This is a genomic window from Microbacterium sp. SCPM-O-B-15248 (M128) (assembly GCF_058214835.1).
The window spans coordinates 303,876-329,057 of sequence record NZ_JBYQLI010000003.1; the positions used below are offsets into that span (position 1 = coordinate 303,876).

Consider the following 25,182-nt stretch of genomic DNA (forward strand, 5'->3'; position numbering starts at 1 on the left):
GCGGATGACCGCGGGGGTCTCGTCGTTCCCGGATGCCGTCACCCTCCGCGCTACGGTGGAGCGTGGCATCCGCCCCCGTAGCCCAATGGCAGAGGCAGGCGACTTAAAATCGCTTCAGTGTGGGTTCGAGTCCCACCGGGGGTACGTATCGGGCGTCCTGCGTGCGTATCCACTGGGAGTCGTCCGCGTGCTCCTTCCGCACGGCGACCGCGCCGTTAGGATTATGCGGCAGTCGTCGAACGGAGAACCCAAACATGTGGGAGTGGCTCGTCCCCGTCATCGTGGTCGTCGCGATCCTGGTGATCGCGGGGATCTATCTCTGGGCGACGTACAACGCGCTCGTCTCCCTCAACGTGCGCGTCGACGAGGCGTGGAGCGACATCACCGTCCAGCTCAAGCGCCGAGCCGATCTGCTGCCCAATCTCATCGAGACGGTCAAGGGTTACGCGGCGCACGAGAAGGCCGTGTTCGAGAACGTCACGCGGGCGCGCGCCGAGACGATCTCGGCGCAGAGCCCCGCCGAGGCGGGCGTCGCCGAGGGTCACATGCAGCAGGCGCTGAAGTCGCTGTTCGCGGTGGCCGAGGCGTACCCCCAGCTGCAGGCGAGCCAGAACTTCCTGCAGCTGCAGCAGTCGATCGTCGACACCGAGGACAAGATCCAGGCGTCGCGCCGGTTCTACAACGGCGGTGTCCGCGAGCTGAACACGAAGATCAAGGTGTTCCCCAACAACCTCTTCGCCCGGCAGCTCGGTTTCCACTCGCGCGAGTTCTTCGAGGTCGTCGACGGTGCCGCGATCTCGGAGCCGCCGCGCGTGCAGTTCTGACGCGATCCGCGTGACGCGCCCCCTCCTCCCGGTCCGGGAGAGGGGGCGCCTCAGTTCCGGCGACCGTCGGGGTGCTCGTGGCGCGCCGACCCCAGCGCGCCGGCGATCGCGTCCGCCGCGTCGCCCCAGCGTGCGACCGTCACGTGCTCGAGGCCCTGCCACCCCGCCGCGGTGCGCAGCTCTTCCGCTACGCGTTCGGCCGCGTCTGGCGGAGCCCCCGGCTCCCACCAGGCCGACTGCACGCGCAACGCGCCGGCCGCGCGATCGGCCTTGAGGTCGAGCCGGCCGACGATGTCGTCGTCGACGAGCACCGGCAGCGAGTAGTAGCCGAAGCGGCGCTGCGGGGCGGGGGTGTAGATCTCGATGCGGTAGTCGAAGTCGAACAGCCGCTCCGCGCGGTCGCGGAACCACACGACGGGGTCGAACGGCGTGAGGATCGCGGTCGCCCCGATGCGGCGCGGGCGCGCGGCATCCCGGTGCAGCCAGGCCCGGGCGGGGCGGCCGCCGACCTGCCAGCCCTCGACGTGGACGGGGAGGAGCTCACCCGCGTCGACGAGGTCGTGGATCGCGGCGAGGACGGCGGGGCGGTCGCGGATGCGCCAGTAGTCGGCCAGGTCGGCCGCCGTGGCGACGCCGTAGGCGAGCGCCGCGCGTCGGACGAGTTCGGCGATCGCCGCGGTGCGCGGAACCTCGCGATCCAGGGCCGCGGCCGGCAGCACGTCGGAGGTCAGCGCGTACCGCCGTTCGAACCCCCGGCGCCCCGCGATCGCGACCTCGCCGAACAGCCACAGCCGCTCCAAGCCGTTCTTGACGTCGTCCCACCCCCACCACGATCCACGCGAGCCGCTGCGGGCGTCGTGGTCGATCTCGGCCGGGCGCAGCGGGCCTCGGTCGGCGAGCTCGTCGCGGAGCCACTGCAGCAGCGGCTGGTTGGCCTGCGCCCAGTCGTCGTGCCCGTACTTGCGGCGCATGTCGTCGCGCCGGAACTGCAAGAGCGGCCAGTCCTCGGCGGCGACGAGGGATGCCACGTGCGCCCAGGACTCCACCCACTTCGGGCGCCGCGAGAAGGCGACCTTGTCGAGCAGAGCGGTGTCGTAAGCGCCCACGCGCGCGAAGAGCGGCATGTAGTGCGAACGCGAGAACACATTCACCGAGTCGATCTGCAGGATGCGCATGCGGTGGAGGGCACCGGTGATCTGGCGCGTCCCCACGGTCTCGGGACGGGGGCGGCCGAACCCTTGGGCGGCCAGGGCGATGCGGCGCGCGTCCGCACGCCGGAGCGTCGTGGTCATGCGTCTCACCGTAACCGTGACCTCCGACACGACCCGGACATGGGGGCGGGAGCGCGGCGGTAGGCTGACGGGATGAGCGGAAACGATCCCGAACCTCGCGGATCCTTCCTCGACGCCCTCAAGCGCCGCACGGTCTCCAGCGATCTGCAGCCGCCGGTCCCGCCAGCCCTGCGACAGGCCACGGCCTACGCGTGGCGTCTGCTCGTCATCGCGGCCGCGATCGGCGTCGTGGTGTGGCTGGTCATCCAGCTCAAGCTCCTCGTGGTCCCGATGCTCGTCGCGATCCTCATCACCGCACTGGTGTGGCCGGCGTTCTCGTTCCTGCTGCGGCACAGGTGGCCGCGGTGGCTCGCCATCGTCGTCACGGTCCTCGGCACGATCGCGGTCATCTCGGGACTGCTGTGGCTGGCGGTCTGGCAGATCACGCGCGAGTTCTCGTCGGTGCGCGACCGGACCGTGGATGCCGTGGGCCAGTTCCGGCAATACCTCATCGATGGTCCGCTGCACCTGAGCGCGCAGCAGATCGACGACGGCCTCCAGCAGGCGGGGACGTTCCTGCAGCAGCAGGCCGAGGTTCTGTGGACCGGAGCCCTCGCGATCGGCACGACGCTCGGACACGTGGCCACGGGCCTCCTCCTGACGCTGTTCATCCTGCTGTGCCTTCTCGCCGACGGCGGGGGCATCTGGCGCTGGACGACCCGGCTCTTCCCCCGTGTAGCCCGACCGGCGGTCGATGGCGCGGGCCGTGCGGGCTGGCGCACCGTCATCACGTACGCGCGCACGCAGCTGCTCGTGGCCACGATCGACGCGGTCGGCATCGGTCTCGGCGCGTTCCTTCTCGGCGTGCCGTTGGCGATCCCCATCGGCGTGCTGGTCTTCCTCGGCGCCTTCGTCCCCTTCGTCGGGGCCGTGGTCACCGGCGCCCTCGCGGTCTTCATCGCCCTCGTGTACAACGGACCGCTGATCGCCCTGTTCATGCTGATCGTCGTGCTCGGCGTGCAGCAGCTCGAAAGTCACGTCCTGCAGCCGATCCTCATGGGCACAGCGGTCAAGGTGCACCCGCTGGCCGTGGTGCTCGTCGTCGCCGGTGGCGCCATGATCGGCGGCATCCCCGGCGCGCTCTTCGCCGTCCCGCTCGCCGCGTTCGTGAACGTGGTCGCGGTCTACCTCAGCACCAAGGCGTGGCGGGATGACGGTTCGTCCGTGGACGCCGCCGACCTGATCTGGCAGACGGTGCCGCGGGATTCCGGAAGGAGATCATGAACGACACGCCCACCCTGGCCGAGTTCGAGGATGCCGCGCAGACCCTGCGCGGCATCATCACGCGGACGCCCCTCGACGAATCGCTGCACCTCACCGAGCTCCTCGGTGTGCCGGTGCACCTCAAGCTCGAGAACCTCCAGCGCACCGGGTCGTTCAAGATCCGCGGCGCGACGTACCGTCTGTCGCGGCTGACGGCAGAGGAGCGGGCCCGCGGAGTGGTCGCGGCCTCGGCCGGCAACCACGCGCAGGGCGTCTCTCTCGCCGCGCAGCAGCTGGGCATGGCGGCCACGATCTTCATGCCGCTGGGCGTGCCCGTGCCCAAGCTCCTCGCCACCCGCGGATACGGCGCCGAGGTCGTGCTCGAGGGAGCGACGGTCGAGACGCCGCTGCGCCTGGCCGCCGAGTTCGCCGAGCGCACCGGGGCGGTGCTCATCCACCCGTTCGATCACCGCGACATCATCGTCGGACAGGGCACCCTCGGTCTCGAGCTCGTCGAGGACCTCCCCGACCTGGACACCGTCATCGTCGGTATCGGCGGCGGGGGACTGGCCGCCGGTGTGGCCGCCGCGGTCAAGGCGCGCGCTGCCGCCGAGGGGCGCGACGTGCGCATCATCGGGGTGCAGGCCGAGAACTCGGCCGCTTACCCGACCTCGCTCGCCGCGGGACATCCGATCCAGGTGCCCACGACTCCGACGATCGCCGACGGCATCGCCGTGGCCCGTCCGGGTGACCTGCCCTTCGAGCTCATCCGTCAGTATGTCGACGAGGTCGTCACCGTCACCGAGGACGACATCGCGCGCGCGCTGCTGGTGCTGCTCGAACGCGCCAAGCAGGTCGTCGAGCCCGCCGGCGCCGTCGGTGTCGCGGCCATCCTCGCGGGCAAGGTCCAGGCCACCGGCACCACGGTGACGATCCTGTCCGGCGGCAACATCGACCCGCTGCTGCTGCAGCGCGTCGTGGCCCACGGGCTCTCGGCATCCGGTCGGTACATGTCGCTGCGGATTCCGCTGCCCGACCGACCGGGGCAGCTCGCACGGGTGTCGGAGCTGCTGGCGCAGGTGGGCGCGAACGTCATCGAGGTGCTGCACACGCGGCACGGTCAGGGCCTGCAGATCAGCGAGGTCATCCTTCAGCTCAGCGTCGAGACCCGCGGCGCGGAGCACCGAGCGCTCGTGATCCGCACGCTCGAAGAGGCCGGCTTCATCGCCACCGTCGTCCCGGACTGAGTCGCCCGCGGCACACGCGCCCACAACGCCGCGAGCCGCCCACCCGAATCGGGGGAGCGGCTCGCGGGATCACCGGCTCACTGGCCGGAGTAGGTCTCGACCGTGATGATCTCGACGGGGATCTGCTTGCCGTTGGGGGCGGTGTAGGAACCGCTCTCGCCCTCTTTCATGCCGAGGATCGCGGCGCCCAGCGGCGAGGCCTCGCTGTAGACGTCGAGCTCGGAGTCGACCGCGATCTCGCGGTTGCCGAGCAAGAACTTCTCTTCGCCGCCGGCGATGAGCGCGGTCACGACCGTGCCGGACTCGACCACGCCGGTGCTCTCGGGGGCTTCGCCGACCTTGGCGTCCTTGAGCAGCTGCTGGAGGGTGCGGATGCGGGCCTCCTGCTTGCCCTGCTCGTCCTTGGCGGCGTGGTAGCCGCCGTTCTCCTTCAGGTCGCCCTCTTCGCGGGCCGATTCGATGCGCTTGGCGATCTCTTCGCGGCCCGTGGTCGAGAGGTGCTCGAGCTCGTGGGCGAGACGGTCGTAGGCATCCTGGGTGAGGAACGTCACCTGAGTGTCGCCAGTCACGGTGGTCTCCTTCGTCGATCAGGCCGGCGTGAGCGGCACACGGACTGCACCCGCCGGGACATATGTCGAACGCCCCGGCATCGAGCCGGGGCGCGTCTTGAAGAAAAAGCCTACGGTACCCAGCAGGAGTTGACAAAACCCGTCGTCGCGAGGGCGAGGGTGGGGATCTCTTCGGTGAACGCCCGGCTGTGCTCCTCGGATGCCGGGTACTCCACGACCCGCCATCCGACCGTGCCGTGCTCCTCATCCTGTGCCTCGAGCGCGCAGGCCACCGGCTGCCCGACGGGGGAGGTGATCTGGAACGAGACCGCGACGCGCTCGGCATCCGCCACCGTGAAGCCGGTTCCCGTGGACGTGACGGAGGCGAGGCTGTTCGCGACCGTCGTCCACCCCAGCGCCCCGGTCAGTGCGAGGGCCACGACGGCCACGATGCTCCACAGGGCGATGCGGCGGCGCGGCGACCGGGTGCGACCGTAGCGCTCGTCGAGCATCGCTTGCGTCGTCATGGTCTCCCCGGGCTTTAGGCTGGACTTCCAGGCTACGCGCTTCCGCCCGGACCGAAGGACTTCATGCTCACCGCGCTCGCGGCCCTCGCGGCCACGCCGACCCCCGCGTCGACTCCCGACCCCTCGATCGTCACCCCGGGCCCCCTCGGGTTCGCCGCGATCGCGTTCATCGGTGTCGCGGTCTTCCTGCTCGTGTGGGACATGCTCCGCCGCATCCGTCGCGGTCGCTACCGTGAAGAGGTCAACGCCGAGCTGGATGCCGAGGAGCAGGCGCGCGCCGCACGGGCCGCCAGCGAGACCGACGACGAAGACATCGACCCCGCCGCTCCCCGCAGCTGACGCCGACGCGCGGGCTCAGCCCGCGTGGTACGCCGGGGCCAGGGCGATGAGCAGGCACGCGGTCCAGTGGCACAGGAACGCCAGCACGGTGCACACGTGGAAGATCTCGTGGAACCCGAAGTGCCCGGGCCACGGATTCGGCCGCTTCAGGGCGTACACGATCGCCCCGGCCGTGTAGAGCAGACCGCCGACGACGACGAGCACCATCATCGCGACGTTCGCGTCGAGCAGGTCGACGAGGTACATCACGGCCGCCCAGCCGAGCGCGAGGTACAGCGCCACGTAGAGCCAGCGCGGCGCGTGCAGCCAGAACACACGGAACAGGATGCCGAGCAGCGCGCCGGTCCACACGATCGACAGCAGCAGCACGGTCTTGGGCGTCGGCAGCGCGAGAACGGCGAGCGGGGTGTAGGTGCCCGCGATCAGCAGCAGGATGTTGGCGTGGTCGATGCGCTTGAGCACGGCCCGCGTGCGGGGCTTCCAATTGAACCGGTGGTAGAGCGCGGAGTTTCCGAACAGCAGCATCGAGGTCGCCATGAACACCGCGGAGGCCCACTTCGCGGGGGCACCCTGGGCGAGGCAGATGAGCACGATTCCGGCGGCGATCGCCACGGGGAACGTCGCGGCATGGATCCAGCCGCGCCACGTCGGCTTGAGATCGTCCTGCGCTCCGACGGCCCCGGCTTCCAAGAGGGGGAGCTGGGGCATTTCGGGTCCGTCGCCAGTGGGGGAGAGCGTCACCCCTCGACCCTACGTCTCCCCGCATACCCCCGTCGGCACATGCCGATCTCCCCGCCCGTGCGGCGCGTACGCGTCATCCTCTCGGTGTTCCCGGGGCCGGACGCGGTAGCGTAGCCGGGTGGCGCGCGTGCGGAAGAACGAGGGGCGAGGGCCCCTCTATCGTCTGTACATCTCGCGCCTTCGTCGCCGGATGCCCGGCACCGTTCCGCACCACGTGGCCATGATGATCGACGGCAACCGCCGATGGGCGCGGCAGCTCGGTTTCGACAGCGCGGCGCACGGTCACCGCGCCGGCGCCGCGAAGATGCACGAGTTCTTGCAGTGGTGCGACGATCTCGGCATCCAGGTCGTCTCCCTGTACCTGCTCTCCAACGACAATCTGCGCAAGCGCGATTCGCGGGAGCTCGAAGACCTCATCGACATCATCGCGGAGCTCGCGGGCGAGCTCTCCCACGAGCCCGACTGGCGGGTGCAGCACGTCGGCCGCTCCGACGACCTGTCGCCGGCCCTCGCCGAGGTGCTGCACGAGGCCACCGAACGCACCCGTTCGCACACCGGTCTGCACGTGAACCTCGCCGTCGGGTACGGCGGGCGCAGCGAGATCGTGGACGCGGTGCGCAGCATCATCGCGAAGCACGACGAGCAAGGCGGATCGCTCGAGGAGCTGGCCGCCAGCCTCACGCCGGAGCAGATCGGGGAGCATCTGTACACCGGCGGCCAGGCCGACCCCGACCTCGTGATCCGCACGTCGGGCGAGCAGCGTCTCAGTGACTTCTTGCTCTGGCAGTCCGCGCATTCGGAGTTCTACTTCGTCGAGGCCCTGGGGCCCGATCTGCGCGAGGTGGACTTCCTCCGGGCCATCCGCGACTTCTCTGCGCGCGACCGACGATTCGGACAATGAGCCGTCATCAGCGTTAACGCACTCGTCACTTTTCCGGGCGTGTTCGCGACCCTGGCATCCGGCGTCAGGCCTTACGGTGAGGTCATCGGGCACGGAGCCCGATCGAGTCGGCCTTCGGATCGCGACTCGTGACCCACAGGTCGACTCGTGACAGCCGGGTGAGACACCCGGGTCGGGAGTGGGTTGTGACTGCACGAGCACCGTACGACCAGCGTCGCGTCGTCGAGAGCACTGTTTCGGAAACCGATGCCTCAGCCGACCAGGCTTTGCGCACCTACGTCCTGGATACCTCGGTACTGCTGAGCGATCCGCGCGCGTTCTTCCGGTTCGCTGAGCACTCCGTCGTCATCCCGGTCGTCGTGATCACCGAACTCGAGGGCAAACGCCACGATCCCGAGATCGGCTACTTCGCACGGCAGGCGCTGCGCCACCTCGACGAACTGCGCATCGAGCACGGCCGGCTCGACTTCCCGGTCCCCGTCGGCGACGACGGGACGCTCCGCGTCGAACTGAACAACACCGACCCGTCGGTCCTGCCCTCGGGCATGCGCCTGGGCGACAACGACAGCCGCATCCTCGCCGTGGCGATGAACATCGCGCGCGACGGCGTCGAAGTCACCGTGGTGTCGAAGGATCTGCCGATGCGCGTCAAGGCGGCATCCCTCGGTCTCTCGGCCGAGGAGTACCTCGCGGAGCAGGCCATGGACTCCGGCTGGACGGGGATCGCCTCGATCGACGTCTCGGGCGACGACCTGAGCGACCTGTACGAGGCGGAGGTGGCCTCGAGCGACGACGTCGTCGGGCTCCCGGTCAACACGGGGTTGATCATCCACTCCGAGCGCGGCTCGGCGCTGGGCCGGGTCACCGGTGACGGAGAGTTCCGCCTCGTCCGCGGCGACCGCGACGCCTTCGGGCTGCACGGGCGCTCCGCCGAGCAGCGCATCGCCCTCGACCTGCTGCTCGATCCCGAGGTCGGGATCATCTCGCTCGGCGGCCGTGCCGGGACCGGCAAGTCGGCGCTCGCGCTGTGCGCGGCGCTGGAGGCCGTTCTGGAGCGGCAGCAGCAGAAGAAGATCATCGTGTTCCGACCGCTCTTCGCCGTCGGGGGACAAGAGCTCGGCTACCTGCCCGGTGACCAGGCCGAGAAGATGAACCCGTGGGGTCAGGCCGTGTTCGACACGCTCGGCTCTGTCGTGTCGGGCAACGTCCTCGAAGAGGTCGTGGCGAGGGGGCTGCTCGAAGTGCTGCCGCTCACCCACATCCGCGGCCGCTCACTGCACGACGCGTTCGTGATCGTCGACGAGGCTCAGTCCCTCGAACGCAACGTCCTCCTGACGGTACTGAGCCGGATCGGGCAGAACTCCCGCGTCGTTCTCACGCACGACGTCGGGCAGCGGGACAACCTGCGCGTCGGGCGGCACGACGGCGTCGCGTCGGTCATCGAGACGCTGAAGGGTCACGCGCTCTTCGGCCACGTCACCCTCACCCGTTCCGAACGGTCGGCGATCGCCGCCCTCGTGACGGATCTGCTGGAGGCGGCCGAGCTGTCCTGACCACCGATAGAAGGTCCGGGATGCCACGCATCCCGGACCTTCGGCGTTCGGGGGCTCTCGAGATGAGAGGTTTCTCATCTGCACCTCCCGGCGTTCTCACACGAGGGCGTCAGAGTGGGATCACGGGCGAGGGAAACCTCGTCACCGCCCCGGCGGTTCCCCCCACAAAAGAAAAACGAGATCGTCCTGCCGCGCAGGTCACCGACGTTTCGGGTACGGCGGAAGACCGCCACGGACGATCCCCCAGCCCCCGGTACCCCCCGACCGGGGGCTTCTGGGTTTCCGGCGCGGTCATTGCCAGCGGTAGCCGGCGCCGCGCACGGTGGAGATGCGACCGGCGCCGAACTTCGCCCGCAAGTAGCGGACGTAGACGTCGACGACGTTCGACCCGGGGTCGAAGTCGAGCCCCCAGACACGACTGAGCAGCTGTTCCCGACTGAGCACTTGGCCCGCGTGGCTGATGAACTCCTCTGCCAGGGCGAATTCGCGCGCGCTGAGATCGATCTCACGACCGGCGACGGAGGCGCGGCGGGTGAGTACATCCAGCGAGACGTCTCCGTGCGCGATCGTGATGCTCCCCAGGCTCACCGGTTCGCGTAGACGCGAACGTACGCGCGCGAGCAGCTCGTCGAACTTGAAAGGTTTCGCGACGTAGTCGTTCGCCCCCGCGTCCAGGCCGTCGACGGTGTCGCGGGTACTCGTGCGGGCGGTGAGCATGATGACGGGGATCGACGCCCCCTGACCGCGCAAGCTCCGAAGGACCTCGAATCCGTCCATCGTGGGCAGGCCCACATCCAGCAGGACGAGATCGACCTCGCCCGACAACGCCGTCTCGAGAGCCTCGGCGCCGTCGTCGACGATGAGCGTCTGGTAGCCGGCCGATTCCAATCCCTTGGCCACGAACGCCGAGATGCGTTCCTCGTCTTCGGCGATGAGGATGCGAGTCATCCGGTGGCCTCTCTCTGCAGGACGACGTCACCGGCACGCACGGGCGTCGGCAGGTCGGCGGGCGTGTGCGAGCCGCCCAGCGGGACGTGCAGCGTGAGGGTCGCGCCGCCCCCCGGGGTGTCGGCGATGGTGCAGTGCCCGTCGTGCGCCTTGGCGATGGCATCCACGATCGACAGTCCCAGGCCCGACCCGTCGACGCCGCGCCGCGTCGACACCCGGTCGAACCTCCGGAACACGCGATGCCGGGCGGCGGGAGGGATGCCGGGACCGTGGTCCCGCACCCACAGGCTCGCGGTCGTGCCATCGGTGGAACTGCCGATCTCGATCGGGCTGCCCGCCGGGGTGTACTTCGCGGCGTTGTCCGCCAGCTGCAGCCACGCCTGGACCAGTCGGTCGTGGTCGCCGACGATGCGGCCACGACCGCGGGCCTCGATCGCCCAGGTGTGCTCGGGGATCCCACCGACCAGCTCGCCCATGCGGTCGGTCAGGGCGCCCACGTCCACGATCCCGGTCGAGACCGACCCCGCCTCCACGTCGGCGAGGGTGTCGATGTCGTCGACGAGACGCGAGAGCCGGTCCAGCTCGGCGATGCCGAGGTCGCGCGTCTCGATGACGTCGCGCGCATCGGTGGGGTTCATCGTCTCGAGGTGACCGCGCACGATCGTGATCGGTGTCTTGAGCTCGTGCCGGACGTCGTCGAGCAACTGCCGCTGCGATTCCACCGACATCGACAGGCGGTCCAGCATGGAGTTCACCGACGCGGTCAGGTCGGAGATCTCGTCGTTGCCGTGGGCGGAGACACGGGTGCCGAGATCGGCGATGGTGATCGCGTCGGTGGTGTCGCGGAGCTTGCGCAGGGGCGAGAAGAGCCGCCCGGTGACGAACCAGCCGGCCACGGCGACGGCCAGGAGCACCACCGCCCCGGTGAGGGCATACGTCGTGGTCGACAGGCTCACCAGCTCCATACGCTCGTCAATGGCGATGGCCTGCACGATCGTGGCGTCGCCGGCGGGCACCGCCGCGTAGAGCACCGGGCCGAGAGTGCTGTCGAGGCGGCCGCGCGTCTCGCCGCGCTCGAGCGCGGAGCGAAGGGCATCGAGGAACGCGGCATCGGCGGTCAGGGGGACCCCCGGCGGTGCAGGGGTGGAGGCCAGCATCGTGCCGCCGCTCAGGGCCAGCGTGGCGTCGGTGCGCCCCGGAACGGCCGCCGCGACGAGATCCGCCGGATCCTGCGCCGAGACCGAGACGGTCGAGACGAAGCCGTCGAGTTGGCGCTGCGCGTTGGCGAGGACGCGCTCGCTCTGCACGAAGAACGTGACACCTCCGGCCACGATGAGTCCGACCAGCACGACGCCGAGGATCGCCCCGAGGAGCCGCACCCGTGCCGAGACGGCTCTCGTAGGGCGGATCATCCTCTGATTATGGCGCTCCCCGGCGTCGTGCGAGGTTCGGCTCAGCCCGGGTGGGTCATCGAGAGCAGGTCGAGCTTGGCGTCGAGCACCTCTTCGGTGATCTCGCCGCGCTCGACATAGCTCAGGTCGATGACGGCCTCGCGCACCGTGATGCCCTTGGCGACGGCGTGCTTGGCGATCTTGGCGGCGGCCTCGTAGCCGATGACCTTGTTGAGCGGGGTGACGATCGACGGCGACATCCCGGCGAACGCCTCAGCGCGCGCGACGTTGGCCTCCAAGCCGTCGATGGTCTTGTCGGCCAGGACGCGCATGGCGTTGGAGAGCAGTCGGATCGACTCCAGCAGCGCCGTCCCCATGACCGGGATGGCGACGTTCAGCTCGAACGAGCCCGATGCGCCGGCCCACGCGACCGTGGCGTCGTTGCCGATGACCCGGGCGCACACCATGAGCGTCGCCTCGGGGACGACCGGGTTGACCTTGCCCGGCATGATCGACGATCCCGGCTGCAGGTCGGGGATGTGCAGCTCGCCGAGACCCGTGTTGGGGCCCGAGCCCATCCAGCGGATGTCGTTGTTGATCTTCGTCAGCGACACCGCGATCGTGCGGAGGGCACCGGATGCCTCGACGAGACCGTCGCGGTTGGCCTGGGCCTCGAAGTGGTCTTTCGCCTCGGTGATCGGCAGCTCGGTCTCGGCCGCGAGCAGCTCGATGACCTTCTGCGGGAAGCCGAGAGGAGTGTTGATCCCCGTGCCCACGGCGGTGCCGCCGAGGGGGACCTCGCCGACGCGGGGGAGGACGGCCTGCACACGCTCGATGCCGAGGCGCATCTGGCGGGCGTAGCCGCCGAACTCCTGGCCGAGAGTGACGGGCGTGGCATCCATGAGGTGCGTGCGACCGGACTTGACGATGCCCTTCCACGCCTCGGCCTTCGCCTCGAGCGCCACCGAGAGGTGGTCGAGGGCGGGGATGAGATCGTCGATCAGCGCCTGGGTCACGGCGATGTGCACGGACGTCGGGAAGACGTCGTTCGAGGACTGCGACGCATTGACGTGGTCGTTGGGGTGCACCGTGTCGCCGAGGATGCGCGTGGCGAGGGTGGCCAGCACCTCGTTCATGTTCATGTTCGACGAGGTGCCGCTGCCGGTCTGGTAGGTGTCGACCGGGAAGTGGGCGTCGTACGCGCCGGTGATGACCTCATCGGCGGCCTGGGCGATGGCGTCGGCCACGCGCGGGTCGAGGGTGCCGAGATCTTTGTTGGCCAGTGCCGCGGCCTTCTTGATGCGGGCGAGCGCCGCGATCTGCGTCGATTCCAAGCCCGAACCCGAGATGGGGAAGTTCTCGACCGCGCGCTGCGTCTGCGCGGCGTAGAGGGCGTCCTTCGGCACCCGCACCTCACCCATGGTGTCGTGCTCGATGCGGTACTCGATGTCGGTCACGTCGTCGTTCCTCCAGATCGTTTCGTTCTATCTCAGGCGGCGCGGGGCTCGTCCACGTCACCCACGCTCACGACGGGGACGGCTTCCCCGTCGTCGAGTCGGTAGTTGGCGCCCACCACCGCGACGCGGCCGTCGGCCACGGCCTCGCTGATGAGTTCGGACGCGCGCAGCAGATCGGCCACGGTGTGGCGGAGGTGCTCGCGGCCGACCAGTTCGGGGTCGACGCGCTCGGTACCGCGGCCGGCAGCGGCCTCGGCGCGCTGGACACGGCGGACCGCGGGCACGATCGGGGCGATCTGACGCCAGATGTAGGCGGGGAGCGTCGGCGCGTCGATTCCGGTGCTGTCGATGGCTGCACCCACGGCGCCGCACGCGTCGTGCGCGAGGACGACGATGAGCGGCACTTCCAGCACGCCGACGGCGTACTCGAGGCTGCCGATGACGGAGTCGGAGATGACCTGACCGGCGTTGCGCACGACGAACAGATCGCCCAGGCCCTGGTCGAAGATGATCTCGGCGGCGAGACGCGAGTCCGAGCAGCCGAAGAGCGCGGCCGTGGGGTGCTGCGAGCTCGCGAGCTCGGCACGGCGCTCGACGTCCTGCCGCGGGTGGGCGGGCGCTCCGGAGACGAAACGCCGGTTGCCCTCGAGCATCTGGCTCCACACGTCACGGGGAGTCATGCGATCGTTCACGGGATCTCTCTCAGTTCGCGGACCTGGGTGGTGACGGATGCCGCGGCGATCGCGGTGGTCTCGGGACTGGCATCCCCGTAGATCAGGACCTGATCGGGCCCGGCGGGAGTGGACAGGGCGTAGCTGATGTTGCCGGCGCGCTCGGGGTCGCTCGGGCGGTAGACGGCCCAGTCGAGGCCGTCGATCTCGATCGTCTCGGTGCTGCGCGCTCCGCCGAGGATCTGGGCGACCCACTCCTCGCCGGTGTCCAGGCCCTGGGCCACGCGGACGAAGCCGGACTCGCCCGAGCGCACGTAGACCATGGTCCACGCTTCGACACCACCCTGGCCCTCGGTCATCGCCTGGTTCACGCGCCACCCGTCGGGCAGAGCGGGGGCGAGGGCGGGGCGGCCGAGGTCGTCGGACAGCTCGGCGGCGAGAGCGGGGACGTCCGGCTGCGGGCGCGGCGCCGGTTCTCCGCGCGGGACGGCGGCGATCACGACCAGCACGACGGCGACGGTCACGAGGAGCGCCGCGATCAGGTTGCGGAACGTCTTGCTCGAGCGGTAGCGGAGGGAGGACTCGGCCTTGCGCGCCGCGGTCTCGTCCGGCGTCTCGGGACGACCGAGCTCCGCGACGACGCGGGCCATCAGGACTCCTCGCCTTCGCCGCGCGCGGCATCGAGACGCCGTTTCGCGCCCAGCAGCCACTCCTCGCATCGGGCGGAGAGCTGCTCGCCGCGTTCCCACAGCGCGAGCGACTCCTCCAGCGTGGGAGCGCCCTGCTCGAGTTCGGCGACCACGCGGACGAGCTCGTCACGGGCCTGCTCGAACGACAGGGACGCCACGTCGGCGGAGGGGCCGGAGGGCGTCGCGGTCATGGCATCCATCTTAGGCGGGACCGGCGGTGCGGCCGCCGCCGGACGAGGAGTCCGTGGGTTCGATGGGGCCCGTGGAGGAGGCGCCGAAAGCGCCGTCGGCGACGGTCACGACGACGCGTGCTCCCGCTGGCGCCTGCGTCGCGTCGCGCACGATCCCGCCGCCCTCGACCTGAGCGATCGCATAGCCCCGCGCCAGGGTGGCCTCGGGGGACAGCGCGCGCAGCGACGCGCGCAGCTCGCGGGTGCGGCGCTCCTCGGCCTGCAGCCGGCGGTCGACGACGTCGCGGCCCCGGGTCGACAGCATCCACACGTCTTGCGCGCGGGCGGTCAGCATCGTGTGCGGAGTCCGCAGCGCCGGGCGCGAACGCAACTGCTCGAGCTGGGCGATGTCGTGCAGCACCCGCTGGGTGAGGCGACCGGTCAGGCGCGCCCGGAGTTGGGCGACCGCCGCGCGCTGCTCGCTCACGTCGGGCACGATGCGCTTGGCCGCGTCGGTCGGCGTCGAGGCGCGGACGTCGGCCACGTCGTCCAGCAGCGGACGGTCGTTCTCGTGGCCGATGGCGCTCACGATCGGGGTGGATGCCGCGGCCACCGCGCGCACGAGTCGCTCGTCGCTGAAGCCGAGGAGCGTCTGCGGATCGCCGCCGCCGCGCGCGATGACGATGACGTCGACGTCGGGGTCCGCATCCAGCGCCGTCAGTGCGGCGAGCGTCTCGGGGACGCAGCGGTCGCCCTGCACCGCGGCGTACCGGGTGCGGAAGCGCACCTGGGGCCACCGCAGTTCGGCGTTACGGTGCACGTCCTTCTCGGCATCCGAGTTCTCGCCCGTGATGAGACCGATGCAGTGTGGGAGGAAGGGCAGCTTCTTCTTGCGCGCGGGGTCGAACAGCCCCTCGGACCGCAACTGCGCGCGCAGGCGTTCGAGACGTTCGAGCTGTTCGCCCAGGCCCACGTGCCGCATCGCCGAGACCGCGAACGAGAAGTCGCCCGTGCGGGGGAAGTAGTCCGCCTTGACGCAGGCGACGACGTGATCGCCGACCTGCAGGTCTTTCGGCAGCCGAGCCAGCGTGCTCGACCAGATCCGGAACGCCACGGTCGAATCGGTGCCGAGGTCTTTCATGCGGCCGAACACGTTCCCGCCGCGCCGGTTGAACGAGGTGATCTCGCCCTCGACCCAGACGGATCCCCACCGTTCGATGAACCCGCGGATCGTGTCGTTCAGTCGCGAGACCGAGGTCGGCGCGTCCGTCGTCGACTCACGGGGATGAACGGAGTCCGCCGGGGGCGTGAGGCCCTCGACGGCGTCGGGTCGGAAGGAGGTCATGGTCTCTCGTACGGGTCGATGGTGGCGGTTCGGCCGTCGTCCAGGGGCGCCCCCGTAGAATCGAGGGGTGAGCTCACCTGCCGTCCACCTGCCCGTTCCCCGTATCCCGGGTCGACGCGGGCGGCTCCAGGATATCCCGGTCCACGGACAGAAGAAGGTGCTGTTGGCCGCGCCCCGCGGTTACTGCGCCGGTGTCGACCGGGCGGTGATCGCCGTCGAGAAGGCCCTCGAGCGCTACGGGGCGCCGGTGTACGTGCGCAAGCAGATCGTGCACAACATCCACGTCGTCACCGAGCTCGAGAAGAAGGGCGCGATCTTCGTCGAAGAGGTCGACGAGGTACCCGAGGGCTCGCACGTCGTCTTCAGCGCTCACGGGGTCTCGCCCGCGGTCGTGTCCGCGGCATCCGATCGGCACCTCCAGGCGATCGACGCGACGTGCCCCCTCGTGACCAAGGTGCACCGCGAGGCGGTCCGCTTCGCCCGCGACGATTTCGAGATCCTGCTCATCGGCCACGAGGGCCACGAAGAGGTCGAGGGCACGGCGGGCGAGGCCCCCGAGCACGTCACCGTCGTCAACTCTCCGGAGCACGCCGACACCGTCGAGGTGCGCGACCCGTCGAAGGTCGTGTGGCTCTCGCAGACGACGCTCTCCGTGGACGAAACGATGGAGACGGTCCGCCGCTTGCGTGTGCGCTTCCCCGAATTGCAGGATCCGCCGTCCGACGACATCTGCTACGCCACCCAGAACCGTCAGGTGGCGATCAAGAAGGTCGCGGTCGGCGCCGACCTCGTGATCGTCGTCGGATCGGCCAACTCGTCCAACAGCGTCCGCCTGGTCGAGGTCGCGCTCGAGTACGGCGCCAAAGCCGCCTACCGCGTCGACTACGTCGACGAGGTTCGGCAGGAGTGGCTCGAGGGTGTCGAGACGGTGGGCGTCACGAGCGGCGCGTCGGTACCCGAAGTCCTCGTCACCGAGGTGCTGGAAGAACTCGCCGGCGCCGGTTACCGCGACGTCGAGGAGGTCCGGACGGCAGAGGAGGACCTGATGTTCTCGCTGCCCAAGGAACTGCGTCAGGACTCGTCGGGCAAGCGCGACCAGCGCGCCCTGGGCGGCCGGGGTCGCGCGTGAGTGACGCGGAGTCGCGCCCGCGCCCGCAATACGGCGAGTACGCCACCCCCGAGGAGCAGCGCGCCCGGATCCAACACCCCGAGGTCACCGAAGCGCTCCAGTCGGGGGTCGCGCCGGAGCCCGACTCGGAGCCGACGGCCGCTCCCGCCGCACACCGTGCGCGCGGACCCCTCGCCGACCGTGTCGTCACGTTCGTGCTGCTGGTCTACGGACTCGTCTCGGTCATCTCCACGATCGTGCAGCTCCTGGACTTTCCCGGATACGCCGAGCGCGCCGCGCAGATCCTCGGGGTCGACGCGACGTACACCGCTCTGTCGTCGGGCTTCGTCTGGGGCGCCGTCGCGTCGGTCGTGTACGGCGTGGGGTATCTCGTCACGGCCGCTCTGACGTGGCGACGGCTGCGCCGCGGGCGCGTGGCGTTCTGGGTGCCTCTGGTGGGCTTCGTCGCGACGACGCTCCTGGCCGGTGTGTGCATCACGATCGCGCTGATGGCCGACCCCGCCTTCCTCTCGGCTCTCACGGGCGCAGTCACCAACTGAACCGACGGGCCGGGCATCCCGTGTTCTCTTGAGGACGACAGGAGGGGATCGGCGGTGCGAGACGATCACGCGCAGTTGACGGCGCTGTACGACGCTCACGCCGCCCCCGTCTGGCGCTACGTCGTCAGCCTGACCGGCGACCACGCGGGCGCCGACGACGTCGTGCAAGAGACGTTGCTGCGGGCGTGGCGGACGCCGCGCATCATGGCCGACGACCCGTCGACCCTGCGGTCGTGGATGTTCACGGTGGCGCGCAACATCGTCATCGACGACGCGCGTAGCGCCCGCCGGCGCCACGAGCAGACCGTCGATGAGCTTCCCGAGACCGCCGGCGGCGACGACACGGATGCCATGTTCGACGCGCTGCTCGTCGAAGAGGCCCTCGCGACTCTGACGCCCGATCACCGCGCCGTCATCGTCGCGGCCTATTACGGCGGCCGGAGCGTGGCACAGGCCGCCGAAGAGCTGGGGATTCCCGCCGGGACCGTCAAGTCGCGTCTGCACTACGCCGTGCGCGCGCTGCGGCTCGCCCTGCAAGAGAGAGGCGTGACGCGATGAACGCCGCACACGAGCGGTTCGCCACGTGGGACGGGGCGTACGTCCTCGGCGCGCTGTCCGCTGCCGATCGCGCCGAGTACGAGCGGCATCTCGACGGGTGCGCCCTCTGCCGCGCTGCCGTCGCCGAGCTCGCGCCCACCGCCGGTCTGCTCTCGCGCCTGTCGCCCGAGCGGGCCCGCGCGATCGATTCCACCGACCCCGCGCCCGCCGCGGCGCCGATGGCTCCGCACCCTGCCCTCCGCGGGCGGCTCGTGCGGACCGCGCGCCGCCGTCGTCATCGCACGGTGGCGCTGTGGGCGGGGGCCGCCGCGGCCGCCCTGCTCGTGATCGCGGTGCCGAGCGTGCTGGCGCTCACGGCCCCCGCGGACGACGCTGGCGGCACCGTGTACGCCCTCGAAGACGTCGCGGGAGCGCCGCTGGAGGCGTCGGTCAAACTGACGTCGGTCGAGTGGGGGACACGCATCGACCTCGTCTGCCAGTACACCGGCGAGGTGCTGGACGCTCCGCCCGGAGGATGGCCCTACGCGCTCGCGGTCACCGACGACGCCGGCGCCACGACGATGCTCTCGACGTGGCGCGCCGGTCCGGGGTCCACAACAGAGTTGAGCGCGGGCACCGACGTCGCCGCCTCGAGCATTGGTTCGATCGAGATCCGCACGCTCGACGGCGACCGCGTCGTGATGCGCCGGGAGTTCGACAGCCCCTAGCATCGACGGATGCCGAGCCTCATCGCCGTCTGCGCCGTCCACGCCCTGCGTCCCGACTCGGGGTCGGTGGGGGTCACCGCGATCGACAAGCGCGCCCTCGAGGGTGCGGTGCGCATCGGACGTCTCGGGGTCCGCGCCGACGTGCAAGCCAGCCGCAAGCACCACGGCGGTCCCGACAAGGCGGTGTACGCCTACGCGCAGGACGACGCCGAGTTCTGGGAGCGCGAGCTCGGGCGAGAGCTCGCCCCCGGGTGGTTCGGCGAGAACCTGCGCCTCGAGGGCATCGACGTTAACGGAGCGCGGATCGGCGAGGTCTGGCGCATCGGGGAGACCGTCGAGCTCGAGGTCACGATGCCCCGCACGCCGTGCGCCACTTTCGCGCGCTGGGTGGGCGGCTCGACGGGCCGTGGGTGGGTCAAGCGCTTCTCGGACGAGGGCCGGCTCGGTGCCTACCTGCGTGTCCGCCGCGCCGGCGAGGTGCGCGCCGGCGACCGCGTCGAGATCGTCTCGTCGCCACCCGCCGCCCCGACGGTGCTCGAGCTCTACCGCGCGTAGCGGGGGCGGGCCATGGCCGCGAAACTGCATCCGGCTGACATCTCCACGGCAGGCTGCAGGGGAGATGTCAGGGAGATGCAGTTTCGCGCGCGGGAGAGGCCGCGGGACGCACGAACGCCCCGGCCGGAGCCGGGGCGTTCGGGGAGAGGTGTCAGCCCTGGGATTTGCCGAAGGAGCCGAGCTGCTTCGTGGCCTCGACGACGCGCACGGCCATCGCCGACTCGGCGACCTTGCCCCACGCGCGCGGGTCGTACTGCTTCTTGTTGCCGACCTCGCCGTCGACCTTCAGCACGCCCTCGTAGTTCGAGAACATGTAGCCCGCGATCGAGCGGGTGAAGGCGTACTGGGTGTCGGTGTCGATGTTCATCTTGACGACGCCGTTGGCGACCGCGAGAGCGATCTCTTCATCGGTCGAGCCGCTGCCACCGTGGAAGACGAGGTCGAGGGGCTTGGGGCCGGTGCCGAACTTGGCGGCGATGCCCTCCTGGATCTCACCGAGCAGCTCGGGGCGCAGCTTCACGCCGCCGGGCTTGTACACACCGTGCACGTTGCCGAAGGTGAGCGCCGAGATGTAGCGGCCGTTCTCGCCGAGACCGAGGCGCTCGACGGCCTTGGTCACGTCGGCGACCGTCGTGTAGAGCGCCTCGTTGGAGCCTTCGTGCTGGACGCCGTCCTCTTCGCCGCCGACGACGCCGACCTCGATCTCGAGGATCGCGTTGATGTTCTTGAGGCGGGGGAGGAGCTCGGCGGCGATGTCGATGTTCTCGTCGAGCGGCACGGCCGAGCCGTCCCACATGTGCGACTGGAAGATCGGGTTGCGGCCGGCCTTGACCTCTTCCTCGGAGGCTTCCAGCAGCGGCAGGACGAAACCGGGCAGGGCGTCCTTCGGGCAGTGGTCGGTGTGCAGCGCAACCGTGATCGGGTAGTTCTTGGCGACCTCGGTCACGTACTTCGCGAAAGCGAGGGCACCCGTGGCGCGAGCCTTCACGGTGTGACCGGCGAAGTAATCGGCGCCACCGGTGGTGACCTGCAGGATGCCATCCGAGCCGGCTTCGGTCAGGCCCTGGAGCACGGAGTTGATGGTCTGCGAGCTCGAGACGTTGATCGCGGGGTACGCGAAGCTGCCGGCCTTGGCGCGGTCCAGCATCTCGGCATACTGCTCAGGGGTGGCGACGGGCATGGAGGCGCTCCTTGGTCGTGACAGGGACACCGTCACTCTAGCGAAGGCACCCGATCGTGACGCCGCGGCCGGGCGAGGATCGCCGCAGTTCTGCCGAGGCGTTAAGAATCACGAATCCTTCGGGCTCCGGTCGGGAAAAACCAGCGGTTGTCACAGTCGCGCTGGCTACAGTGGGGCTCATGGTGAGCCTGACGTCCGACATGAGTCCCCTGCACCCCGATCGGAACCTGGCTCTCGAGCTGGTGAGGGCCACCGAAGCGGCCTCCATCCGCGCCGTGCCCTTCATCGGCCGCGGCGACAAGGAGGCCGCCGACGGCGCCGCCGTCGACGCGATGCGCGCCTTCTTCAGCACCGTCAACTTCGACGGCACGATCGTCATCGGTGAGGGCGAGAAGGACAACGCCCCCATGCTCTACAACGGCGAGCGGGTGGGCAGCGGTCGCGGCCCTCAGTGCGACGTCGCCGTCGATCCGATCGACGGCACCTCCCTGACGGCCGCCGGACGCCAGAACGCGCTGTCGGTCATCGCCGTGTCCGATCACGGCACGATGCTCGACGCCTCGAGCGTCTTCTACATGGACAAGCTCGTCACCGGACCCGCGGGCGTCGGCGTCGTCGACATCCGCCTCCCGATCGGCGAGAACATCCGGCTGCTCGCCAAGGCGCTCGGCAAGCCGGTCGACGAGATCGTCGTGTCGGTGCTGAACCGCCCGCGTCACGAGCAGCTCATCGCCGACATCCGCGAAGCCGGTGCGGGTACCCGCCTCATGAGTGACGGCGACGTCGCCGGCGGCATCAACGCGGCACGACACAACGCCCGGACCGACATGTGCGTCGGGATCGGCGGTAGCCCCGAGGGCATCGTCACCGCGTGTGCGATCAAGGCTCTGGGGGGTCACATCCAGGGCGTCCTCGCACCGCGCACCGACGACGAGAAGCAGAAGGGCCGGGATGCCGGTCTGAAGCTCGACGGCGAGGTCTACGAGGCCGACGACCTCGTCAAGGGGAAGAACACGATCTTCGTGGCCACCGGTGTGACCGACGGCCAGCTCGTCCAGGGCGTCCGTCGCGACGGCGACTTCATCTACACCGAGAGCGTCGTGCTGCGCGGTGCGTCGGGGACGCTCCGCCGGATCTCGTCGGAGCACCTCACGTCGAAGTGGCTCTGACCGTCGTCCCGTGGCGCGTCCGCCCGCGGCGCTGATTCGCTGAGACAGCAGGATGCCGCCTCGCGGTGTTTCGTCAGGTGGGCCTGAGTCAGGCGGACCTGCGGGTCCGGAAGTTCGATGCATGCAGATACAGCCGGGCGTGTCGTTGCGCAAGCGTGACTCCCCCACGAGGGGGTGTCTGGCAGAATCGACGAAGGTGTCAACGGCGACGCTGCGTTCTTCCGAGACCCGAAGGGGGATCGTTCCATGGCAGCTCCGACGAACTCAACCGCACCGCAGACCGGTGCACAGGCGGTCATCGCCGATGCTCTCGACCCCGCGCGGCGTCCCGATGTGCTGCTGCGCAAGCGCCGCGATGAGGGCCACGAGATCAGCGCATGGTGGATGGTCGGCGCCTTCGTCGGTGTCTCGGCCGCGGTCGTGAGCCTGCTGAGCTGGGTTCCCGGCGGGTCTTGATCCTCGGGCGACGCTCAGTTGCCGTCGGCGATTCCCGCTCGTGCGCGGATCGCGCCGAGGTCGGCATGAGTCATGTCCCGGTGTGCGAGCCCGCGTTCGGTCGCCTCGCCGTCGTTCTCGGCGGCGTCGATGAGTTCGGGCGCCGTCCACCTGCGCGGTGACGCCTCGAGCGGCGCGGGAGCGTCTACGGCGTCGAGCTTCGTTTCGTCGATGCCGGGGAACTTGCGCGCCGTCACCAGTACGCGCGACTCCAGCGACCCGGCGAAGCGGTTGTAACTGTCGACGGTGCGCTCCAGGGCGCGCCGCAGATCGCCGGCGTGACCGGCGAGCACGCCTACGCGCTCGTATAGCTCGGTACCGAGGGCGAACAACGTGCGCGCCTCGTCGGAGACGTCCTGCTGCGTCCACGTGAAGGCCACGGTCTTGAGGACCGCCCACAGGTTCACCGGCGACGCGAGGGCTACTCGACGCGCGAACGCGTACTCGAGCAGCGTCGGGTCGTCGTCGAGGGCCGCGGAGAGCAGGGACTCGCTCGGCAGGAAGCAGATCACGAACTCGGGGCTGGTCGAGAGCCCTGCCCAATACGTCTTGCGGGCGAGCGCGTCGACGTGCGCGCGCACGGCCCGGGTGTGCTTGGTCAGGAGGGCCGCCCGGCGCGCGCCCTCGTCGCCCGGGGCGGTCACCGGGATCGCGCTGGCCTGGAGGTAGGCGTCGAGGGGGACTTTGGCATCCACCGCGAGAGCCTTGCCTCCGGGGAGACGCACGACCATGTCGGGGCGACCCGCGCCGGCGTCGGAGGTGATCGAGGACTGCAGGTCGAAGTCGACGTAGCGCGTGAGCCCCGCGGCCTCGACGACCCGTCGCAGCTGTGTCTCGCCCCAGACGCCGCGCGTGCTGCCCGAGCGCATCGCCGAAGCGAGGGACTCGGTCGTGGCGCGGAGCGCCTCGTCGGCCTCACGCGAGAGTCGCAACTGTTCGCCCAGCGCGGAGTACTGCTCGACGCGGTCGCGCTCGAGGCCGTCGACCTTGCGCTGCATCGCGTCGAGGGTCTCGCGCACGGGATCGAGCGCGCGCAGGACCGTCTGCTCGCGGCGTTCGCGCTCTTCGCGCGCTGCCTGATCGGCGCGTGTCTGGCCCACCAGGTCGCGGTACAGGGTCGTCTGATGGTCGAGCTGCGCCTGTGCCCCGACGAGCGCGGCATCGGCGGCGGCGACGCGCGAGGCGAGAGCGATCCGCTCGGTCGCGGCGCGCGAGGTGGCCCGCGCGGCGCCGAGGAACCAGCCCGCGCCGGCACCGATCGCGAGGGCGAGGATCGCGAGGATCAGGGCGATGGCATCCATGTGCTCAGTGTGCCGCAGGCCTCCGACATCGCCCGGAAGTGGCGGGCGGGTCAGGCGACGGCGCGCTCGAGGCGGCGTTCCGCCTGGATCTGCGAGACCCGCACGCCGAGGTGCGCGGCGAGGGCGTGCACATCGGCGGCTCCGGCGCGCCGGGCGCAGTCGATCGTGATCTCCGCGCACGCGACGGCGTCGGCGAGGGCGTCGTGGTGAGCGAACGGCGAGCATCCGGCCTCGGCCGCGACGAGCGGCAGGCGGTAGGAATCGAGGGTGTAGGTCTTCCGCGACATCTGGACGCTGCAGAGATAGCGGTACGAGGGGCAGTCGTCGCCGGTCGCGGCGCACGCACGGCGCAGCACCGACATGTCGAAGCCCGCATTGTGGGCGACGAGCACGTCCGCCCCGGCGAAGGCGGTCAGCCGAGCCAGCTGCGTGCTCCAGTCCGGCGCGTCGACGACGTCGGACGGACGGATGCCGTGGATGCCGACGTTGATCGCGGCGAAGTCGTCGTGCCCGGCCGGCGGCTTGATGAGCCAGGCGGCAGTAGCCACGACCCGTCCGTCGCGGACGCGCGCGAGCCCCACCGCACACGCGGACGCGCCACTGGAGTTCGCCGTTTCGAAGTCGATCGCGGTGAAATCCAGTGCCACGCCTCCACCCTCGCTCGACCTCCCCGTCCGGCCGGGACGGCACGCCGTCCGACGCGGGATCGGTCTCGTCGCGCCGCGGGTCGTCGACGGTGACCGCCAGGCGGTGGGTCGTCGTGCGGGTGGCACGCCGGCTCCTGGCTTCCGGTATCGGCGTGTCCCCTGCCGACTCCGCCGCATGGTACGGCTACGGGAGGCGCCCGCGCGGACGTCCCGCCCCCGGCATAGGGTCGAGGCATGACGGAACGCCAGAAGTCGACGTCGTTCGGGCAGGCGGCCGCGGCTTACGAGTCGGGGCGGCCCGAGTATCCGGCCGAGGCGGTCGCGTGGATGCTCGCGCCGGTCCGCGAGCCCGGCCGGGCGCTGCGCGTCGCCGACGTGGGTGCCGGTACCGGCAAGCTCACGCGTGCGGTCGTCGAGCTCGGTGCCGACGTGGTGGCGATCGATCCGGATGCCGCGATGCTGGCGTCGTTGCGCGAGAACGTCCGCGGCATCCCGACGTTCGCCGGTACCGCCGAGCGTCTGCCGCTGCCCGACTCGGCCCTCGACGCCGTGGTGATGGGACAGGCGTGGCACTGGGTCGATCCGGAGCCTGGTTCTCTCGAGATCGCGCGCGTCCTGCGCTCCGGCGGGGTGCTCGGGCTGGTGTGGAACATCCGCGACGAGCGTGTCGACTGGGTGCGCAGCCTCACCCGGGTGATCGGGACGTCGAACGCCGAACGGCTTCTCGCCGACGGTGGGCCGCGGATCGCCGAGCCGCTCGTCGACCTCGAGCACCGCACGTGGACCTGGAGCCGCCGCATCACCCTGGCCCAGCTGCGCGACCTCGTCTTCTCTCGGAGCGACATCATCACGGCATCCGCCGAGGAGCGCGCGCGCATCGACGCCGAGGTCGACGGGGTCGTGGCATCCGTCCCGGGACTCGCCGACGGCGGAGCGGTCGACCTGCCGTACGTGACCCACGCGTTCCGCGCGCGGCGTCCCTGACGCGGTGAGGGCGGCGCGGGCCGGGTAACCTGG

28 protein-coding genes and 1 tRNA gene are annotated in these 25,182 nt (G+C 70.3%); 15 read left to right on the forward strand and 14 right to left on the reverse strand.

What is annotated here, in order from left to right:
* Positions 1 to 71 precede the first annotated feature (71 nt).
* A tRNA-Leu gene (locus AC3E6M_RS06760) sits at positions 72 to 144 on the forward strand.
* A gap of 110 nt (positions 145 to 254) precedes the next feature.
* A complete protein-coding gene (locus AC3E6M_RS06765; RefSeq protein ID WP_138172794.1) occupies positions 255 to 824 on the forward strand; it encodes a LemA family protein in 570 nt (189 codons plus the stop codon).
* Between the two features lie 50 nt (positions 825 to 874).
* On the opposite strand, the gene AC3E6M_RS06770 is transcribed toward AC3E6M_RS06765, so the two are convergent.
* Positions 875 to 2,116, reverse strand: a complete 1,242-nt coding sequence (locus AC3E6M_RS06770; protein WP_490529431.1) for a winged helix-turn-helix domain-containing protein — start codon at positions 2,114 to 2,116, stop codon at positions 875 to 877.
* Positions 2,117 to 2,188: 72 nt separating this feature from the next.
* Between AC3E6M_RS06770 and AC3E6M_RS06775 the strand changes: the two genes are divergently transcribed.
* Both AC3E6M_RS06775 and ilvA read left to right on the forward strand, forming a co-directional pair.
* On the forward strand, positions 2,189 to 3,379 hold the full coding sequence (locus tag AC3E6M_RS06775) for an AI-2E family transporter (protein WP_490529432.1): 1,191 nt from the start codon (positions 2,189 to 2,191) through the stop codon (positions 3,377 to 3,379).
* Positions 3,376 to 4,605: a threonine ammonia-lyase gene (gene ilvA, locus AC3E6M_RS06780; protein WP_490529434.1), complete on the forward strand. Its 1,230-nt coding sequence runs from the start codon at positions 3,376 to 3,378 to the stop codon at positions 4,603 to 4,605. The genes AC3E6M_RS06775 and ilvA overlap by 4 nt, the downstream gene beginning before the upstream one ends.
* A 77-nt stretch (positions 4,606 to 4,682) precedes the next feature.
* Here ilvA and greA read toward each other — a convergent pair whose 3' ends face one another.
* Both greA and AC3E6M_RS06790 read right to left on the reverse strand, forming a co-directional pair.
* Positions 4,683 to 5,174, reverse strand: a complete 492-nt coding sequence (gene greA / locus AC3E6M_RS06785) for a transcription elongation factor GreA (protein ID WP_230007468.1) — start codon at positions 5,172 to 5,174, stop codon at positions 4,683 to 4,685.
* A 110-nt stretch (positions 5,175 to 5,284) separates the two neighbouring features.
* Positions 5,285 to 5,680, reverse strand: a complete 396-nt coding sequence (locus tag AC3E6M_RS06790) for a DUF4307 domain-containing protein (protein ID WP_490529435.1) — start codon at positions 5,678 to 5,680, stop codon at positions 5,285 to 5,287.
* Positions 5,681 to 5,743: 63 nt separating this feature from the next.
* On the opposite strand from AC3E6M_RS06790, the gene AC3E6M_RS06795 reads away from it, so the two are divergent.
* Complete coding sequence (locus AC3E6M_RS06795; RefSeq protein ID WP_394529765.1) at positions 5,744 to 6,019, forward strand: hypothetical protein; 276 nt, start codon at positions 5,744 to 5,746, stop codon at positions 6,017 to 6,019.
* A gap of 15 nt (positions 6,020 to 6,034) precedes the next feature.
* Here the strand turns inward: AC3E6M_RS06795 and trhA are convergent, their stop codons facing one another.
* The gene (gene trhA, locus AC3E6M_RS06800) at positions 6,035 to 6,727 is read right to left on the reverse strand and encodes a PAQR family membrane homeostasis protein TrhA (protein ID WP_138173626.1); all 693 of its coding nucleotides are present in this window, start codon (positions 6,725 to 6,727) and stop codon (positions 6,035 to 6,037) included.
* Positions 6,728 to 6,878: 151 nt separating this feature from the next.
* On the opposite strand from trhA, the gene AC3E6M_RS06805 reads away from it, so the two are divergent.
* On the forward strand, positions 6,879 to 7,661 hold the full coding sequence (locus AC3E6M_RS06805) for an isoprenyl transferase (protein ID WP_490529436.1): 783 nt from the start codon (positions 6,879 to 6,881) through the stop codon (positions 7,659 to 7,661).
* A 185-nt stretch (positions 7,662 to 7,846) separates the two neighbouring features.
* On the forward strand, positions 7,847 to 9,214 hold the full coding sequence (phoH2, locus tag AC3E6M_RS06810) for an RNA 5'-3' helicase PhoH2 (protein ID WP_171024221.1): 1,368 nt from the start codon (positions 7,847 to 7,849) through the stop codon (positions 9,212 to 9,214).
* 291 nt (positions 9,215 to 9,505) lie between these two features.
* On the opposite strand, the gene AC3E6M_RS06815 is transcribed toward phoH2, so the two are convergent.
* Genes AC3E6M_RS06815 through xseA form a run of 7 tightly spaced genes read right to left on the reverse strand, consistent with a single transcriptional unit; the run spans position 9,506 to position 15,885 of the window.
* Entirely contained in the window at positions 9,506 to 10,162 is a 657-nt protein-coding gene (locus AC3E6M_RS06815; RefSeq protein WP_138173624.1) for a response regulator transcription factor, read from the reverse strand.
* Positions 10,159 to 11,574, reverse strand: a complete 1,416-nt coding sequence (locus tag AC3E6M_RS06820) for a sensor histidine kinase (protein ID WP_490529438.1) — start codon at positions 11,572 to 11,574, stop codon at positions 10,159 to 10,161. The genes AC3E6M_RS06815 and AC3E6M_RS06820 overlap by 4 nt, the downstream gene beginning before the upstream one ends.
* Before the next feature lie 41 nt (positions 11,575 to 11,615).
* A complete protein-coding gene (locus AC3E6M_RS06825; RefSeq protein WP_490529439.1) occupies positions 11,616 to 13,010 on the reverse strand; it encodes a class II fumarate hydratase in 1,395 nt (464 codons plus the stop codon).
* 32 nt (positions 13,011 to 13,042) lie between these two features.
* Positions 13,043 to 13,690, reverse strand: coding sequence for a carbonic anhydrase (locus AC3E6M_RS06830; RefSeq protein WP_212743484.1), 648 nt, complete (start codon positions 13,688 to 13,690; stop codon positions 13,043 to 13,045).
* Positions 13,691 to 13,698: 8 nt separating this feature from the next.
* A complete protein-coding gene (locus AC3E6M_RS06835; RefSeq protein ID WP_490529440.1) occupies positions 13,699 to 14,331 on the reverse strand; it encodes a DUF4245 family protein in 633 nt (210 codons plus the stop codon).
* Positions 14,331 to 14,570 carry an exodeoxyribonuclease VII small subunit gene (locus AC3E6M_RS06840; protein WP_036328293.1) on the reverse strand — a complete coding sequence of 80 codons (240 nt, stop codon included), beginning with the start codon at positions 14,568 to 14,570 and terminating at the stop codon, positions 14,331 to 14,333. Before AC3E6M_RS06840 ends, AC3E6M_RS06835 begins: the two co-directional genes overlap by 1 nt.
* Position 14,571: 1 nt before the next feature.
* Entirely contained in the window at positions 14,572 to 15,885 is a 1,314-nt protein-coding gene (xseA, locus tag AC3E6M_RS06845) for an exodeoxyribonuclease VII large subunit (protein ID WP_138173615.1), read from the reverse strand.
* Between the two features lie 67 nt (positions 15,886 to 15,952).
* Here xseA and AC3E6M_RS06850 point away from each other — a divergent pair, with 67 nt between their 5' ends.
* Genes AC3E6M_RS06850 through AC3E6M_RS06870 form a run of 5 tightly spaced genes read left to right on the forward strand, consistent with a single transcriptional unit; the run spans position 15,953 to position 19,373 of the window.
* Positions 15,953 to 17,014 carry a 4-hydroxy-3-methylbut-2-enyl diphosphate reductase gene (locus AC3E6M_RS06850; protein WP_171024220.1) on the forward strand — a complete coding sequence of 354 codons (1,062 nt, stop codon included), beginning with the start codon at positions 15,953 to 15,955 and terminating at the stop codon, positions 17,012 to 17,014.
* Positions 17,011 to 17,553 (forward strand): DUF6264 family protein, encoded by a 543-nt coding sequence (locus AC3E6M_RS06855; protein ID WP_138173613.1) that lies wholly within the window; start codon positions 17,011 to 17,013, stop codon positions 17,551 to 17,553. The genes AC3E6M_RS06850 and AC3E6M_RS06855 overlap by 4 nt, the downstream gene beginning before the upstream one ends.
* A gap of 54 nt (positions 17,554 to 17,607) precedes the next feature.
* Positions 17,608 to 18,111 carry a sigma-70 family RNA polymerase sigma factor gene (locus tag AC3E6M_RS06860; protein WP_138173611.1) on the forward strand — a complete coding sequence of 168 codons (504 nt, stop codon included), beginning with the start codon at positions 17,608 to 17,610 and terminating at the stop codon, positions 18,109 to 18,111.
* On the forward strand, positions 18,108 to 18,818 hold the full coding sequence (locus AC3E6M_RS06865; protein WP_138173609.1) for an anti-sigma factor family protein: 711 nt from the start codon (positions 18,108 to 18,110) through the stop codon (positions 18,816 to 18,818). The genes AC3E6M_RS06860 and AC3E6M_RS06865 overlap by 4 nt, the downstream gene beginning before the upstream one ends.
* A gap of 9 nt (positions 18,819 to 18,827) precedes the next feature.
* The gene (locus AC3E6M_RS06870; RefSeq protein ID WP_138173607.1) at positions 18,828 to 19,373 is read left to right on the forward strand and encodes an MOSC domain-containing protein; all 546 of its coding nucleotides are present in this window, start codon (positions 18,828 to 18,830) and stop codon (positions 19,371 to 19,373) included.
* A gap of 151 nt (positions 19,374 to 19,524) precedes the next feature.
* Here AC3E6M_RS06870 and fbaA read toward each other — a convergent pair whose 3' ends face one another.
* Complete coding sequence (fbaA, locus tag AC3E6M_RS06875; RefSeq protein ID WP_138173605.1) at positions 19,525 to 20,553, reverse strand: class II fructose-bisphosphate aldolase; 1,029 nt, start codon at positions 20,551 to 20,553, stop codon at positions 19,525 to 19,527.
* A gap of 179 nt (positions 20,554 to 20,732) precedes the next feature.
* Between fbaA and glpX the strand changes: the two genes are divergently transcribed.
* Positions 20,733 to 21,722, forward strand: a complete 990-nt coding sequence (gene glpX / locus AC3E6M_RS06880; RefSeq protein WP_138173603.1) for a class II fructose-bisphosphatase — start codon at positions 20,733 to 20,735, stop codon at positions 21,720 to 21,722.
* A gap of 246 nt (positions 21,723 to 21,968) precedes the next feature.
* The gene (locus AC3E6M_RS06885) at positions 21,969 to 22,178 is read left to right on the forward strand and encodes a UDP-N-acetylmuramyl pentapeptide phosphotransferase (RefSeq protein ID WP_138173601.1); all 210 of its coding nucleotides are present in this window, start codon (positions 21,969 to 21,971) and stop codon (positions 22,176 to 22,178) included.
* Between the two features lie 14 nt (positions 22,179 to 22,192).
* Here AC3E6M_RS06885 and AC3E6M_RS06890 read toward each other — a convergent pair whose 3' ends face one another.
* Both AC3E6M_RS06890 and AC3E6M_RS06895 read right to left on the reverse strand, forming a co-directional pair.
* A complete protein-coding gene (locus AC3E6M_RS06890; protein ID WP_138173599.1) occupies positions 22,193 to 23,518 on the reverse strand; it encodes a DNA recombination protein RmuC in 1,326 nt (441 codons plus the stop codon).
* Positions 23,519 to 23,568: 50 nt separating this feature from the next.
* Positions 23,569 to 24,165: a 3'-5' exonuclease gene (locus tag AC3E6M_RS06895; RefSeq protein WP_138173597.1), complete on the reverse strand. Its 597-nt coding sequence runs from the start codon at positions 24,163 to 24,165 to the stop codon at positions 23,569 to 23,571.
* 234 nt (positions 24,166 to 24,399) lie between these two features.
* Here AC3E6M_RS06895 and AC3E6M_RS06900 point away from each other — a divergent pair, with 234 nt between their 5' ends.
* On the forward strand, positions 24,400 to 25,149 hold the full coding sequence (locus tag AC3E6M_RS06900; RefSeq protein WP_138173595.1) for a class I SAM-dependent methyltransferase: 750 nt from the start codon (positions 24,400 to 24,402) through the stop codon (positions 25,147 to 25,149).
* Positions 25,150 to 25,182 lie beyond the last annotated feature (33 nt).

Coding starts and splice junctions, on each gene's coding strand:
- AC3E6M_RS06765 (WP_138172794.1), top strand. CDS start 255: ATGTGGGAGTGGCTCGTCCCCGTCATCGTGGTCGTCGCGATCCTGGTG.
- AC3E6M_RS06770 (WP_490529431.1), bottom strand. CDS start 2,116: ATGACCACGACGCTCCGGCGTGCGGACGCGCGCCGCATCGCCCTGGCC.
- AC3E6M_RS06775 (WP_490529432.1), top strand. CDS start 2,189: ATGAGCGGAAACGATCCCGAACCTCGCGGATCCTTCCTCGACGCCCTC.
- ilvA (WP_490529434.1), top strand. CDS start 3,376: ATGAACGACACGCCCACCCTGGCCGAGTTCGAGGATGCCGCGCAGACC.
- AC3E6M_RS06790 (WP_490529435.1), bottom strand. CDS start 5,680: ATGACGACGCAAGCGATGCTCGACGAGCGCTACGGTCGCACCCGGTCG.
- AC3E6M_RS06795 (WP_394529765.1), top strand. CDS start 5,744: ATGCTCACCGCGCTCGCGGCCCTCGCGGCCACGCCGACCCCCGCGTCG.
- trhA (WP_138173626.1), bottom strand. CDS start 6,727: ATGCCCCAGCTCCCCCTCTTGGAAGCCGGGGCCGTCGGAGCGCAGGAC.
- AC3E6M_RS06815 (WP_138173624.1), bottom strand. CDS start 10,162: ATGACTCGCATCCTCATCGCCGAAGACGAGGAACGCATCTCGGCGTTC.
- AC3E6M_RS06820 (WP_490529438.1), bottom strand. CDS start 11,574: ATGATCCGCCCTACGAGAGCCGTCTCGGCACGGGTGCGGCTCCTCGGG.
- AC3E6M_RS06830 (WP_212743484.1), bottom strand. CDS start 13,690: ATGACTCCCCGTGACGTGTGGAGCCAGATGCTCGAGGGCAACCGGCGT.
- AC3E6M_RS06835 (WP_490529440.1), bottom strand. CDS start 14,331: ATGGCCCGCGTCGTCGCGGAGCTCGGTCGTCCCGAGACGCCGGACGAG.
- AC3E6M_RS06840 (WP_036328293.1), bottom strand. CDS start 14,570: ATGGATGCCATGACCGCGACGCCCTCCGGCCCCTCCGCCGACGTGGCG.
- xseA (WP_138173615.1), bottom strand. CDS start 15,885: ATGACCTCCTTCCGACCCGACGCCGTCGAGGGCCTCACGCCCCCGGCG.
- AC3E6M_RS06865 (WP_138173609.1), top strand. CDS start 18,108: ATGAACGCCGCACACGAGCGGTTCGCCACGTGGGACGGGGCGTACGTC.
- AC3E6M_RS06870 (WP_138173607.1), top strand. CDS start 18,828: ATGCCGAGCCTCATCGCCGTCTGCGCCGTCCACGCCCTGCGTCCCGAC.
- fbaA (WP_138173605.1), bottom strand. CDS start 20,553: ATGCCCGTCGCCACCCCTGAGCAGTATGCCGAGATGCTGGACCGCGCC.
- glpX (WP_138173603.1), top strand. CDS start 20,733: ATGGTGAGCCTGACGTCCGACATGAGTCCCCTGCACCCCGATCGGAAC.
- AC3E6M_RS06885 (WP_138173601.1), top strand. CDS start 21,969: ATGGCAGCTCCGACGAACTCAACCGCACCGCAGACCGGTGCACAGGCG.
- AC3E6M_RS06890 (WP_138173599.1), bottom strand. CDS start 23,518: ATGGATGCCATCGCCCTGATCCTCGCGATCCTCGCCCTCGCGATCGGT.
- AC3E6M_RS06900 (WP_138173595.1), top strand. CDS start 24,400: ATGACGGAACGCCAGAAGTCGACGTCGTTCGGGCAGGCGGCCGCGGCT.